Annotated in this window: 11 protein-coding genes; 5 read left to right on the plus strand and 6 right to left on the minus strand. The window is 73.1% G+C overall.

Annotated elements, in window-relative coordinates:
* Window positions 1-6: 6 nt before the first annotated feature.
* Window positions 7-507 (plus strand): DUF742 domain-containing protein, encoded by a 501-nt coding sequence (locus CLV43_RS45965; RefSeq protein WP_106196880.1) that lies wholly within the window; start codon window positions 7-9, stop codon window positions 505-507.
* Window positions 508-632: 125 nt separating this feature from the next.
* Entirely contained in the window at window positions 633-1,355 is a 723-nt protein-coding gene (locus tag CLV43_RS45970) for a Clp protease N-terminal domain-containing protein (protein ID WP_106196881.1), read from the plus strand.
* Window positions 1,356-1,407: 52 nt separating this feature from the next.
* Here CLV43_RS45970 and CLV43_RS45975 read toward each other — a convergent pair whose 3' ends face one another.
* On the minus strand, window positions 1,408-2,199 hold the full coding sequence (locus CLV43_RS45975; RefSeq protein WP_170156305.1) for an alpha/beta fold hydrolase: 792 nt from the start codon (window positions 2,197-2,199) through the stop codon (window positions 1,408-1,410).
* Window positions 2,200-2,396: 197 nt separating this feature from the next.
* Between CLV43_RS45975 and CLV43_RS45980 the strand changes: the two genes are divergently transcribed.
* Window positions 2,397-2,861 (plus strand): GbsR/MarR family transcriptional regulator, encoded by a 465-nt coding sequence (locus tag CLV43_RS45980; RefSeq protein WP_106196883.1) that lies wholly within the window; start codon window positions 2,397-2,399, stop codon window positions 2,859-2,861.
* 6 nt (window positions 2,862-2,867) lie between these two features.
* Here the strand turns inward: CLV43_RS45980 and CLV43_RS45985 are convergent, their stop codons facing one another.
* The 4 genes from CLV43_RS45985 to CLV43_RS46000 form a co-directional block, all read right to left on the minus strand.
* Window positions 2,868-4,235, minus strand: a complete 1,368-nt coding sequence (locus CLV43_RS45985) for an ATP-grasp domain-containing protein (protein WP_106196884.1) — start codon at window positions 4,233-4,235, stop codon at window positions 2,868-2,870.
* 39 nt (window positions 4,236-4,274) lie between these two features.
* A complete protein-coding gene (locus CLV43_RS45990) occupies window positions 4,275-5,240 on the minus strand; it encodes a COX15/CtaA family protein (protein WP_106196907.1) in 966 nt (321 codons plus the stop codon).
* Between the two features lie 43 nt (window positions 5,241-5,283).
* On the minus strand, window positions 5,284-5,997 hold the full coding sequence (locus tag CLV43_RS45995; protein ID WP_106196908.1) for an ABC transporter permease: 714 nt from the start codon (window positions 5,995-5,997) through the stop codon (window positions 5,284-5,286).
* A gap of 95 nt (window positions 5,998-6,092) precedes the next feature.
* Window positions 6,093-7,031, minus strand: a complete 939-nt coding sequence (locus CLV43_RS46000; protein WP_106196885.1) for an ABC transporter ATP-binding protein — start codon at window positions 7,029-7,031, stop codon at window positions 6,093-6,095.
* 134 nt (window positions 7,032-7,165) lie between these two features.
* Here CLV43_RS46000 and CLV43_RS46005 point away from each other — a divergent pair, with 134 nt between their 5' ends.
* Window positions 7,166-7,810, plus strand: coding sequence for a DUF998 domain-containing protein (locus CLV43_RS46005; protein WP_106196909.1), 645 nt, complete (start codon window positions 7,166-7,168; stop codon window positions 7,808-7,810).
* Window positions 7,807-9,855 carry a glycosyltransferase gene (locus tag CLV43_RS46010; protein WP_106196886.1) on the plus strand — a complete coding sequence of 683 codons (2,049 nt, stop codon included), beginning with the start codon at window positions 7,807-7,809 and terminating at the stop codon, window positions 9,853-9,855. The genes CLV43_RS46005 and CLV43_RS46010 overlap by 4 nt, the downstream gene beginning before the upstream one ends.
* On the opposite strand, the gene CLV43_RS46015 is transcribed toward CLV43_RS46010, so the two are convergent.
* The gene (locus CLV43_RS46015) at window positions 9,765-13,613 is read right to left on the minus strand and encodes a patatin-like protein (protein WP_106196887.1); all 3,849 of its coding nucleotides are present in this window, start codon (window positions 13,611-13,613) and stop codon (window positions 9,765-9,767) included. The genes CLV43_RS46010 and CLV43_RS46015 overlap by 91 nt on opposite strands.
* Between the last annotated feature and the right edge of the window lie 27 nt (window positions 13,614-13,640).

Genomic DNA, 13,640 nt, shown 5'->3' on the forward strand with positions numbered 1-13,640 from the left:
GCCACGATGAGCGGACCGGACTCCGAGCAGACGTTCGCCGACTTACTGAACGGCCTCACGCTCGACAGCGGCAGGCGCCGGGGCCGCAAGCGCAAGCGCGACCGGCCCGAGGCCCGGACGATCAGCGTGCCGTCCCCCTCCGACGTGCCCTCGTCGGACGAGGACGGCGAGGCCGCGTCGATCGTCCGGCCCTACTCGTGGACCGGCGGCCGCACCACGTCCGACTTCCAGCTCGAGATCGAGACGCTGGTCAGCGCGGGCGAGGAGCTGTACGCCGGGCCGATCAAGGCCGAGTACCAGGACGTGATCGCGCTCTGCGAGCGTCCCCGTTCCGTCGCCGAGGTGGCCGCCCTGCTCGGCATCCCCCTGGGCGTGGCGAAGGTCCTGCTCGGCGACATGGCCGAGCGCGGCCTGCTGGAGGTCCACGCGACCGCCGTCGTCGAGGGCGACAACATCCCCGATCTCGGTCTGATGGAGCGCGTCCTCAGCGGCCTGCGCAAGCTCTGATCAAAATCCCTGCTCGGCCACCCCGGCGCCCCGCGTCGGGGCTTCCGCCATGCGTGCCTTGATGTGTAACCCCCAGTGGGGGTATACATGGGGTTACAAGCATCGGTGACCGAAGGGGAACGGCCATGCCGAAGATCAACGTCTACCTGCCCGACGACCTGGCCGACGCGGTCAAGGAGTCCGGCGTGCCCGTCTCGGCGATCTGCCAGCGCGCGCTGGAGCAGTCCGTGAAGCGGGTCTCCGCCATCCGCGCCACGGTCCTGGGGGACCTGGAGGCCGACGACCCGACCGCCGGGTTCCCGCACTTCACCGACCGGGTCCGCACGGTGGTCAAGCTCGCCGTCGGCCGGGCGCGGGAGGAGGGCGCCGCCGGCGTCGGCACCGCCCACCTGCTGCACGGCCTGCTCGCCGAGGGCACGAACCTGGCCCTGCGCGTGCTCGGCGCGATCGAGGTCGACGCGGGTCGCGTGGCGCGGGAGCTGGACCGGCTGTCGTCGGCGGCGGCAGGCTCGGACGAGGCCACCCGCTTCGGCGTCGACGCGGCCAACGCGCTGGAGCTGACCGTCACCGAGGCCGTGACCCTCGGGCACAACTACGTCGGCTGCGAACACCTGCTCCTCGGCCTGCTCGCCGAGCCGGACGGCCTCGGTGGGCAGGCCCTGCGCGCCGCGGGCGCCGACCTGCGGGCCGTGCGCGGCGCGGTCGTGGCCGCGCTCGCCGGGTACGTGCACCTGCGCGCCCAGCCCAACGCGGCCCCCGCGGGTGTCGTCGACGCCCTGCGCCAGGAGCTCGCCCCCCTCGTCAGCAGGCTCGACCGGCTCGAAGCGCATGTCGGCATCGAAGGCTGACGCCGGGTGGCTGCTGGTGCTCGCCTTCCTCGTGGTGATCGCGATCCTGTGACTACCCGCCGATGACGGCGGCCAGTGCGGAATAGAGCGCGTGCGGGTTGTCGACCATCGGGAAGTGGCCCGCGTCCGGAATGGCGAACGTGCTCGATTCGTCGAGCAGCGGCAGCAGGTGGCCCAACCGGTCGCCCTGGGCGCCGTACAGGAACGAGGTGCCCGTCATCGCCCGGTACCAGCCGAGCAGCTTGCCGCTGTCGGACCACTCCACCAGGGACCGCGCGCTCTCGTGGACGGCGGCGGGCGCGCACGTCGCCGTCCACTCGCCCCACGCCCGCAGGTCGGCCTCGGGTGCGGCCCGCAGCGAGTCGATGAACCGGCCGAACTCGTTGTCGGCGAAGTCGTCCAGCTCCAGGTCCGCGATCTGCCTGCTCACCAGCCCGGCGTCGTCCCCGACCAGGTTGCCCTCGACACCGGTGAACGTCACCAGGTCGCGCATCCCCTGCGCCGCGATCAGCCCGACCGCGCCGCCCATGCTGTGCCCGACCAGGTGCAGCCGGGTGGGCGCCAGCCGGGCCACGACGCGGCCGACCAGGTCCGCGTAGTTCTCCAGGGTGTGCGCGCCGGAGGGCAGGGGCGCGGTGCGGCCGTGGCCGGGGAGGTCGATCGCGCACGTCGTCAGGTGCGCCAGCGCCGGTGCGTCCACCACCGCGGCGAAGCTGTCCTTCGTGCAGCTCAGGCCGTGCAGCAGCACGACGACGTCCGGGCCGGCGGGGCGGATGTCCGCGACGACGTCGACCACCGCGCCACCGTGCTCGACGGGGATGGCCTGGTTGTGGAGGAAGTTCATCGTCGCTTCCGTCGTCTGTGCTGGGGGCAGGGTCTGGTGTACATCGGTCCGTTTCGCCGACACCTTGACCGCATTCATTCTTTCGCGTTGTTCGTGATGGTTTTCCGGCTGTTCATCCCGCAGTAGTGCGGTGTCTTGCGAAGATCCATAATCTGACTTACTGTGACTTCAGTGTTGACCGAAACCAAGGAGTCGCCGTGAGCGTCGGCAGGGAAACCCGCCTCTCCGCGTGGATCGAACGCCTTGCCGCGCACTTCGCGGAGGAGGGCATCCCGCTCATCGGCGGTCGCATCCTGGGGCACCTGCTCGTGTGCGAACCCACCGAGCGCACCGCCGCCGAGCTCGCCCAGGAGCTCGAGGCCAGCAGCGGCTCGATCAGCACGAACCTCAAGTACCTCGTCAACGCCGGGCTGGTCACCAAGCGGACCCGGCGCGGCCGCCAGGCCGCGGAGTACCGGGTCGACGAGAAGCGGTGGGCGGACATGGTGCAGCGGCGGCTGGACGCGCTGGTGAGCGTCCGCGACCTGACGCAGTCGGGGATGCGGCTGCTCAGCGGCGACCCGCAGCGGGCGCACCGGCTGCGCACGGTGGACGAGCTCTACGGCTGGCTGGCCGACGAGCTCCCGCCGCTGTGGGAAAGGCGTCCCGCGCCGCCCAAGTAGGCGGCCTCAGGTCCCGCCGACCCGGCCCAGCTCCGCTTCCAGCCCGTTCAGCACGGCGTTGCAGTCCGCCAGCAGCTCGTCGGCGCCCACGGCGTCCACCACGAACACGCCGAGCCAGTTCCGCGACCCGCCGGACGGGTCGTAGTCGGGCACCGGTACGCCCTCCTCCATGGCGAACGCCCTGACCTGGGTCGCGGTGCTCCCCGGCGACAGCAGCGCCGACCAGTCGACCTCACCGGGCAGCCAGCGCGGGTTGGTCCGCCACGGCACGCCCCGCGCGTCCGTCGGGATCACCGCCAGCGACGCGGCCGCCCGGTCGCCCTCCACGAGCATCGCGGGCGGGTACTCCACGGGTTCGCCGAGCAGTTCCCGGACCAGGGTGGCGATGGGGTCGATGCCGAACACGGTCTCGATCTGCCCGGTGACCATCAGCCCGGCGAACCGGGCGCCGGTCTCGATGATCGCGACCGCCCCGTCCGGGCCCAGCTTGATCTCCGTGTGCGTCCCGCAGGTGCCCAGCCCCAGCGCGTCCACCGCCGCGCGCGACACGGCTTCGAGGTGCCGCTGGACCGGCACCGGCAGCACGCTGGGCAGCGTGCTGGCGACCTCGGTGAACGGCGGGATCGCGGGCAGCTTCCCGGTGATGCACAGCGGGTGGTAGACGCCGTCGGCGACGATGCCCTCGACGCTCACGTAGTCGCCGTAGCCGGGCCCGTCGTACCAGCCCTCGGTGCTGCCTCCGATGATCTCCTCCACGAGCAGGTCGCGGTCGGTGTCCGGCGCGTGCAGCTCGTTCATCCCGGCCCGGCTGCCCAGCTCCAGCGCCGCCGCGACCCGCCGCCACGCGGGAGCCACGTCCGCGGGGGTGTCGAGCACGAGCTGCGCGACGGACCCCGCGCCCCACGCGGGTTTCAGCAGCAACGGCGGCCGCAGGTCGGTCATCGCCGCGGCGAGGTCGGCCTCGGAGTCGACCCGGCGGAACCGGGGGATCGGGACACCCGCGGCCTCCCACGTCCCGCGCATCAGCCGCTTGTCCCTGGCCCGCACCAGACCGGGCCCGCCGCCCTTGAGCCCGAGCCGCTCCGCGACGTGCGCGACGAGCAGCACGGCGAACTCCGACATCGTCAGCACCGCGTCCGCCCCGAGGGCTTCGGCGTGCTTGGCGACGAGCTCGACCAGCGCCTCGCCGCGCTCGTCGGTGTGCAGGTCGGTGACGCTCGCGCACACCGGCCGCCACTCGTCCTGTGCGGTGGTGGGCAACGGGGTCAGCGCGAGCACGTGCAGCTCACCGCAGCCCGCGATGCGCGGGAACACGTGCTCCAGCGGCGCCCCGCCCTTGACGTACACGTAGACGATCTTCTTCGGAGCACCCATCGACCGACGGTAATTTTGCCCTTCGGGCACGGACAACCCCTAGGCGGTCTGTTCCGCCAAGTCGAGTCGTTCGTGGACGTCGTCCACGCCCTGGGAGGGCACCGGACCGCGCGAACGGCTCGCTACCCACAGCGCCGCCGTGGCGACGACGACGGCCCCGGCGCCGAGGACGTGCAGCGACACCAGCACCTCGGGTACGCCGGTCCAGTACTGCACCATGCCGAGCGCGCCCTGCGAGAGGACGACGGCCACCAGGACCCGGAAGCGGCGGCGCAGCACGGTGTCCTCGGACAGCGCCCGGATCGCGAAGCCCAGCGCGGTCAGCATGCCGAGGAACAGGAACAGCAGGTCGGCGTGCACCTGCGCGAGGTTGTCGACCGGCAGGGCCAGGCGCGGGGTGTCCGAGTCGCCCGCGTGCGGCCCTGCCGCGGTCACGAAAGTGCCCGCCAGCAACAGGAACCCGAGCACCACGCCCTGCAGCACCTGCAACGCCATCAACGGCCGGGGCAGCAGCGTGTCGGCGGGCTCGTCGCCCTCGGCGAGCGACCGGTGCAGCAGCACGGCCATCCACACCAGGCCCATGGACACCAGGAAGTGCACCGAGACCGTCCACCAGAGCAGTCCGGTGAGGACGGTGATGCCACCGATCACGGCCTGCAGCGCCACCCCGCCCAACTGCACCAGCGCCAGCCCCAGCACCCGCCGCCTGCGCGGCCGACCCAGCCACGCCGCCACCACGATCAGCCCGGCGATCACGCCAACCACACCGGTCAACGTCCGGTTCCCGAACTCGACCCACTGGTGCAACGGCCCGACCTCCGGGTGCGCCACCGGCGTCAGACTCCCCGCCACGCACTGCGGCCACGTCGGGCACCCCAACCCCGACCCGGTCACCCGGACTACTGACCCGGTGACGGCGATACCGCCCTGGGCGATGACCAGCGCCACCGCGATGGCGCGCTGGAGAGCGAGGAGACGGGTGGTGAACCACGGGGGAACGGACACCGCCCGATGGTAGGACGGCACCGCTGAGAGCCGTCCGGGCGGGTCAGTCGAGCTTCGTGGTGCGGGTGGCCAGGGCGGTTGCGGCCAGGCCCCAGGTCAGGAGGACGGCGATCGGGCCGGGGCCCGGTCCTGTGCCGTCGACCACAGCGGAGTGCAGGCCCTCGGCGAGTGCGGCCGACGGCAGCAGTTGGACGACCTGCGCGACGCCCGAAGGCAGCGCGTCCACGCCCAGTGCGAGGCCGCCGATGAGCAGCAGCACGAACCAGACGATGTTGGCCAGTGCCAGCACGATCTCCGCGCGCAGCGCCCCGCCGAGCAGCACGCCCAGCGCGCCGAACGTCAACGTGCCCAGCACGATCAGCAGCACGGCCCACGCGATGCCGCTCGCGGGCGGGCGCCAGCCCAGGAGCAGCGCGGTGCCGCCGAGGATCAGCACCTGGACGGCGACGACGGCCAGTGCGGCGGTGACGCGGCCCGCGACGAGGAGCCAGCGGGGGAGGGCGGCGGCGAGGCGCTTGAGGACGCCGTAGCGGCGGTCGAAGCCGAGGGCGATGGCCTGGCCGGTGAACGCCGACGACAGGATCGCGAGGGCGAAGACGCGGGCGGTGGCGGAGCCGACCCTGGGGTCGGGCATGGGGATGACGGTCATGAGGGTGAGCGCGACGAGCAGCGCCACCGGGATCAGGACGGTGAGCAGGATCTGCTCGCCGTGCCGCAGCGTCAGCAGCATCTCCACGCGCGACTGCGCGAGGAACATCCTGCCGAGCTTCCCCCTGCCCGGCGCGGGCGTGAACGTGCCGGGGGCGAACCTGGCCGACGACGTCACCGGGTCTCCGATCGTGCTGCTCCGGGTCACGAGCGCAGCTCCCGACCGGTCAGTTCGAGGAACACGTCCTCGAGGCTGCGCTTGGCGACCATCAGCTCCTCGGCGAGCACGCCCTGCTGCGCGCACCAGGAGGTGACGGTCGAGACGACCTGCGGGTCGATGCGGCCTTCCACCAGGTAACTCCCCTGCGTCGGTTCGCGCACGTCCAAGCCCTCCGGCAGCGCCGCCACGAGCAGCGTGGTGTCGAGGCCGGGGCGGGTGCGGAAGCGGAGCTGCTGGTCGTCCGGCTCGTCGGCGGTCAGCTCGCGCGGGCTGCCCTGGGCGACCACGCGGCCGGAGTCGACGATCACGACGTGGTCGGCCAGCTGTTCGGCCTCGTCGATCAGGTGCGTGGTCAGCAGCACGCTGACCCCGTCGGAGCGCAGCGCGGAGATCAGCTCCCACACCAGCCTGCGGGCCTGCGGGTCCATGCCCGCGGTCGGCTCGTCGAGGAACACCAGCTCGGGGCGGCCGACCAGGGCGCACGCGAGCGAGAGCCGCTGCTGCTGGCCGCCGGAGAGCCGCTTGTACGGGGTGCGCACGGCCGAGGTGAGGCCGAGGACGTCCAGCAGCCACGCCGGGTCGAGCGGGTTGGCCGAGCAGGTCGCGATGAGCGACAGCAGCTCGTCGGCGCGGACACCGGGGTACCCGCCGCCGCCCTGCGGCATCACGCCGACGCGCGGCCGCAGCCGATCGCCCTGCGTCCTCGGGTCGAGGCCGAGCACGCGCACGGTGCCCTCGTCGGCGGTCCGGAAGCCCTCGCAGATCTCCACGGTGGACGTCTTGCCCGCCCCGTTGGGGCCGAGCAGCGCCAGCACCGAGCCGGTGTCCAGGGTGAGGTCGAGCCCGTCCACCGCCACCTTGGAGCCGTAGCGCTTGACCAGCCCCGACACTTCGACGGCGCACGTCCGGGACTGGGGGCTCACGACCGGGCAGCCTAGTGCGGCTGGGCCGCCAGTCGGTGGTGGGGTCAGCCCTACCGGGGTCTCGGGGTGCGCTCAGGGTCGTCTCGGGGAAATTCCCCATACCTGCGCAAACGCGTTTGCGCCAAACTTTCGACATGGAAGTGATTCGGGGGAAAAGGCGGGCGGTGCTGGCACCACTCGCTGTTGCGAGCCTGGTCCTGTCGTTGTTCCCGATTGTTTACCTGCACGTGGCGTCGGCCGGTCAGATTAGTCCCATCAGCCACACGATCAGCGACTACATCTTCGTCGCCAACGGGACCGGGCTGCTGGCGGTGACGGCGCTGTCGCTCGCCGCGGGGTCGGTCGTGCTGCTGATCGCGCTGTTCGGAGCGGGTCTGCCACGACGGGGGCCGATCACCGTGCTGGTGGGCATGTGGTCCGCCGGTCTGACCGTGGCCACCCTGTTCCCCACTGATCCGGTGGGGACCCCGACAACATTTCCCGGAGCCGTGCACCGCTACGCGGGCGCGGTCATGTTCGTCAGCCTGCCATTGGCCGGACTGCTCATTTCCCGGCGATTCATCCCGAGTACCACGGTCCGCAATCTCGCGTTCGCGAGCGGGATCACGAGTTTTCTTTTCCTGCTCAGCCACGTCCCCGTCGTATTCCACGGAAACGGCGCCCTGCTGCTCGGGCTCGCCGAACGGATCCTGTTCGCCGTCCTCTACGGCCTGCTGTTCGCACTCGCCGCCGCGCTCTGGCGGGACAACGCACGAACCACGGCGGAGGTGACCGCGTGACCGGCATCGCGATCCTCCTGGCCGTCGTCGGCGCCGCCTTCTTCGCGCTCGCCGCCCGCCTCCAGCACAGCGCCGTGTGCGACGGCGACGGCGGTCCCCGGATCTCCGCGCTGCTGCGGCAGCCCCGCTGGCTCGGCGGGCTCGTCCTGCTCGTCACCGGCTCGGGCGTGCACGCCGTGGCGCTCGGCATGGCGCCGCTGACCGTCGTGCAGCCGGTCGGGGTGCTGGCGATCGGCATGACGGCGCTGCTGGACGGCCGCCGCAGGGCGTTGCCCGCCGTGGCGCTCACCACGCTGGCCGTCGGCGCGTTCGTGCTGCTCGCCGCCGGCAGCGCCACGGCGACGCAGGTCGCGCCGGAGGCCGAGGTCCGCGCCGGGCTGGTCGTGCTCGGCCTGGTCGCGCTGCCCGGCCTGCTGGGCGTGCTCAGCGGCCGTCCGCACCTGCGCGCCCTGTCGTTCGGCGTCGCCGGGGGCGTGGCCTACGGCTACGTGTCCGTCCTCATGCGGGCCGTCTCGCAGGACGTGCAGCAGGGCGCCTTCGACTGGTCGTCCGCCGCGTCCGTGCTCGGCATCGCCACCGCGCTGCTCGTCGGCGGCTGGTTCATCCAGCACGCCTACGCCGGCGGCCCCGCCCACCTCACCGTCGCCTGCCTCACCGTCGTCGACCCGCTGGTCGCCGTCGGCATCGGGGCGGGGCTGCTGGGGGAGTCCGCCCGCACCACCGGGTGGACCGCCCTGGCCCAGATCGCGTGCGCCTGCATCGCCGTCGGCGGCGTCTGCGTGCTCGCCCGTCGTGAACAAACACCCACCGGATCGGAGAAGCTCGTGAACAACGGACGCGCACCGCGGGTCGTCATCGCCGCGGAGACGTTCCCCCCGGACGTCAACGGGGCCGCCCGGTTCGCCCACCGGCTCGCGGTCGGCCTCGCGGGCCGCGGCAACGACGTCCACGTCATCTGCGCCGACCCGGTCGGCCCGGCCCGCACCGAGCTCGCCGACGGGATCACCGTGCACCGGCTGCGCTCGCGCCGCACGCCGTTCTACCGCGGCTTCCGGGTGTGCCTGCCGTGGGAGGTGCGCGACGACGTCGGCGAGCTGCTCGACCGGCTCGAACCCGACGTGGTGCACGTCCAGGCGCACTTCGTGATCGGCCGCCAGGTGCTGCGCCAGGCCGCCGCGCGCGGCATCCCCACCGTGGCCACCAACCACTTCATGCCGGAGAACCTGTTCGGCCACGCGCACGTCCCCGGCTGGCTGCGGTCCGCGGCCTCGCGCTGGGCGTGGCGCGACCTGGCCAAGGTGTACTCCGTCGCCGACGCGGTTACCGCGCCCACCCCGCGCGCGGTGCAGCTGTTGCACGACAAGGGTTTCCCGCACCCCGCGGAGGCGGTGTCCTGCGGCATCGACATCGACCGCTACCGGCTGCGCCCCGCCCGGCGGGACGACGACGACCCGACGGTGCTGTTCGTCGGAAGGCTCGACGAGGAGAAGCGGGTCGACGAGCTGCTGCGCGCGCTGGCCCTGGTGCCCCGGCTGCGCGCCGAGATCGTCGGCGACGGCTCGTGCCGCGCGGAGTGGGAGCTGCTGGCCGCCGACCTCGGTGTCGCCGACCGGGTGCGGTTCCGCGGTTTCGTCGACGAGGAGTCGCTGCTGGACGCCTACGCGAACGCCGACGTGTTCTGCATGCCCGGCATCGCCGAGCTGCAGAGCCTCGCGACCATGGAGGCGATGGCCGCGGGCAAGCCGGTCGTCGCGGCCGACGCGATGGCGCTCCCGCACCTGGTCCGCCCCGGCCGCAACGGCTGGCTCTTCCAGCCCGGCGACGTCCGCGGCCTGGCCGACCGGCTGCACGGCGTGCTGGCCGACCCGGCCGTGACCGCGAGGATGGGCGCGGCCAGCAGCGAGCTGATCGCCCACCACGCCATCGGCACCACGCTGGACCGGTTCGAGGCCATCTACGCCAGGGTCACCGGTGCCGTGCCGGTGCCCGCGGCCGAGCCCGTGCCGGTGGTGGAGCCGGTGCCGGTGGTGGAGCTGGCGGCCTGACCGCGCTTGGCGCGGACCGCCTCGACGACGCGCAGGGCGGCGGGCTTCAGCACCAGCTCGCCGTTCTGCTGCTTCTTCACCAGGAACCGGTACAGCAGCGCGTAGCTCTCCAGCTTCACGTACAGCGCGTCGGCCAGGTCCTCGCCCTCGCGGGCGGGGATCGTCTGCTCGGACAGGCTCCGCATGATCGCGCGGCGGGCCCGCATCGGCACCCACCAGCTGGTCACCAGCACCAGGACCAGCCCGAACACCAGCGAGGTCGCGAGCACCGACTCCCAGCCGGTGAAGTGCACGCCGCTGAGCTGCAGCACCACCGCGACCAGCAGGAACACGATGCCGTAGACGACCGCCCAGCCCGCCGTCGCGGCGGCGGGCGCCTCGGCGTTCTCGGTGCGCCACTCGCCGTGCCGCCGCCGCCAGCGCTGCAACGACCGACCGCCCGCGGACGCCGCCGCGACGCCGATGGCGACCGCGACGGCCGGGGCGATGACGACGAGCTGCGGGCTCAGCCAGGTCAGCTCGTAGAGCCGGTACTCGATCACGGCCCACACCGCGGCGACCACCGCGACCCCGGCGGCCAGCCGCCACACGACCTTGCCGATCCGCTTGTAGGTGCGCCGGTCCTTGAGCACCGCGAACGGGGTGCGGATGGGCGCGGGCAGGCTGCCGATCACCAGCAGCGCCACCACGACCAGCGCGACCCCGCCGACGGCGACCATGCCGGTGGTCGCGTCGCCACCGGTCGTGCCGGAGCTCAGCGCCGACCGGGTGCGGTCGATCGCGATGATCGCGAGCGGGATCACCGGTGACAGCAGCACGAGCCCGTGCAGCAGGGTGCCGGACCGCAGCGCGGCGTAGCCGAAGGCGGCCATCAGGGTGCCCGCGCCCAGCGCGGCGGCCGGGCCCACGGCCCAGTTCGGCAGCAGGTTGAACAGCGCCAGCACCAGCAGGGCGCCGCCGACGGCGAAGCCGAGGGACCCCAGGAACTGGGCGAGCTTGCCGCCCCTGGTGAGCCCGGTGATCGTCCAGTACGGCAGCAGCGCGCCGCCGCGCAGCATCCGGGTCAGCGGCTTCGCCGCGGCCAGCCCGGAGTTCCTGCTGTCGGCCACGGTCACCGCCACGGCGGCGGCGGTCGCGGCGGTGCGGATCATCTGGTCGCTGCCCGCCTCCTGCGCCAGCGGCTCCCGGCCGATGCCCGCCTCGTCGAACGCGCGCAGCGCCTGGAGCCCGATCGTCACGCTCGCCGCCCGCGTCGACTCGGTGTCGAAGTCCACCGGCCGTTCCAGCCTGGCCAGCAGCACGCGGTGCTCCTCCAGGAACAGCTCGCCGCGCGACCGCGGGTCGCCGCCGTCGTTGCGGTCGGCCAGGATCGACGCCCGCAGCGCGGGCAGCTCCTCGACGATGATCCGCACGTGCAGACCCCACGCGGCCAGCTCCGCCATCGCGCCCGCGGTGGGCGGCAGGTCGCCCGCGAGGGTCTCCTCGGCGTAGATCGCGGCCAGCTCCTTCTTCGCCGCCGCGACGGCCAGCGCCAGACCGGGGTGCGGCCCGCCGAACAGGTCGTCCACGAGGTCGTCGACCTGCCGGTGCGCCCGTTCCGCCGCCTTGTCGGGGTCCTTGCCGCCGCCGGTGGTGGTGAGCAGGTCCATCCGGCGCAGCCGCTGCGGGTCGAAGACGACCTTGCACAGCATCGTGGCGCCGTCGAGCCTGCCCCAGATCCAGTCGTTGACCCGCCAGGACCGCTTGAGGAACCCGGAGAACCGGTTGAGCGATGCGCCGCCCGCCTTGTCGTCGGCGGTGAGGCTCTGCCGGGCGAACGCGTTGCGCGTCTGGAGGCTGATCTGCACCAGCTCGACGGCCTGGTCCAGGCCCGTGCTGGAGTCGGCGAGGCACATCGTGGAGACCTCGAGCGCCATCAGCCGCGACAGCCACACACCGGGTCCGGGGACCAGCCCGACCTCGGTCTCCCGCGCGGTCGGGGCCGAGGTCAGCAGCGCCTTCCACGGCCCGAGCCCGCCCAGCCGCAGCCGGTCCTCGTCGTCGATGAGGGCGAGGATCCGCTGCGCGTCGTCGACCAGCAGCCCGATCTCGGCGACCTTCGCGCGCACCTCCGCGCCGATCGACCCCACCGCGCCGCCGGTCATCCGCTCGCCGTACACGCCGAGCCTGCCGCTCCAGTACGCCTGGTTGAGCGTCTCGGAGTTCTCGCCGGTCCAGGTGACGTCCACCTTCTCGCGCAGCTGCCGCAGCGCGGCCCGCACCCGGTGCAGCCGGGTCCGCGACTCCGCGACCGACGCGCACGCCCCGCGCAGCTCGCCCTCGTCGGTGTCCGGCACGACCCAGACCATCCGCTTGAGCAGGTCCATCGCCGAGGCGGCCAGCACCTCGGCCATCGTGATGCCCCACTCCCACCCGGTCTCGGCCAGCGCCGCGGGCAGGTGCGCGGTGGGCACGTACGGCAGCGACCCGCGCGCCGCCCGCCACTCCCGCTGCGCGGCCTCGGCGGCGGAGCGCACTCGTTCGAACGACCACCCGGCCGCGTTCGAGCCGCGCACGGCGAACTGCCGGGTGGTGATGTCCCGCGCGGCCAGCCGGATCCGCACGTCCTCGTAGTGCTCGTGCAGCGTGTCCGCCAGCGCGTAGGCCTTCTCCGGCACGGGGGCGTCCCCGCCGCCGGACGCGAGCCGCTCCAGCAGCGAGTTGCGGCCGCCGCGGCGCGAGGCGGCCAGCCGGTTGTGCTCCTCGATCTTCTCCACGTAGGTGCGCCCGCCCTGGCTGGACAGCGCGCCGAGCAGCTTGCCGCCCGTGCCGACGGTGCTGGGCAGGTCGCCGCGTACGTGCGCGGGCGGCTCGACGGCCTCCGGCTCGGCGTGCGGGAAGATCAGCAGCATCACCCGGCGCACCGGCCCGTTGGCGGGCATCCGGTCGATGGCCTCCAGCGCCTCGCGGGTCGGCGTGTTCACCAGCACGCCGCCGTCCACGGCGAACCGCGACCGGTCGGCGTCGGTGTGCCGCGCCCACGAGGCGATGTCGCCCATGTCCGGCCTCGTCGGCGTCGACTGGCCGTTGACCGGGATGAACGAGGGCTCGAACGCGAACGGGAACGACGCCGACGAGCGGGCGGCCAGCGCCATCTGCAGCACCCGCCGCGGCAGGTCCTCGGCGGTGAAGTCGTCCCGCCCGACCGTCTCGTCCGACGGCGTGGCCCAGTCGTAGGCGTCGCGGCGGAAGGAGAAGCTGCCCTGGCTGGAGGACTGCACGAGCGGCTGACCGAGGTCGTCGTAGGTCACCGTCGGCACGCCGCCCAGCAGCGTGGTCGTGATCCGCAGGTCCATCGGCCGGTGCTCGGCCTTCGTGGGGGTGAAGTCGGTGGTGAGGCGGGCCAGCATCTCCTGGAGGCGGGGCAGGAAGAACTCGTCGCCCTGCAGCAGCGACACCGGCTGGCCCTGGAACGGGGTGCGCAGCAGCTGTTCCATCCGGCCCTGCTCGGCCCACAGGTCCCGCAGCCGCGACAGGTCGGTGGTCTCGTTGACCTGCGACACGGCCAGCGCGGCGCCGTTGATGCCGCCAGCGGACGTCCCGGTGACCACGTCGGCGCGCGCCGTGCAGCCGACCATCGACAGCAGGTGCTGGTAGGTGGACCCGTCCCTGGTGAGGCGGTCGAGCTCGAGCACGACCCCGCCCATCCAGACGGCGAGGCTGACACCGCCGTTGAGCACGACGGCGAACCGGATCTGCTCCTGCGGCACCTCGGCCACGACTCCCCCTCCCCGGACCACCGGCGG

Source organism: Umezawaea tangerina (assembly GCF_003002815.1).
GTDB lineage: Bacteria > Actinomycetota > Actinomycetes > Mycobacteriales > Pseudonocardiaceae > Umezawaea > Umezawaea tangerina.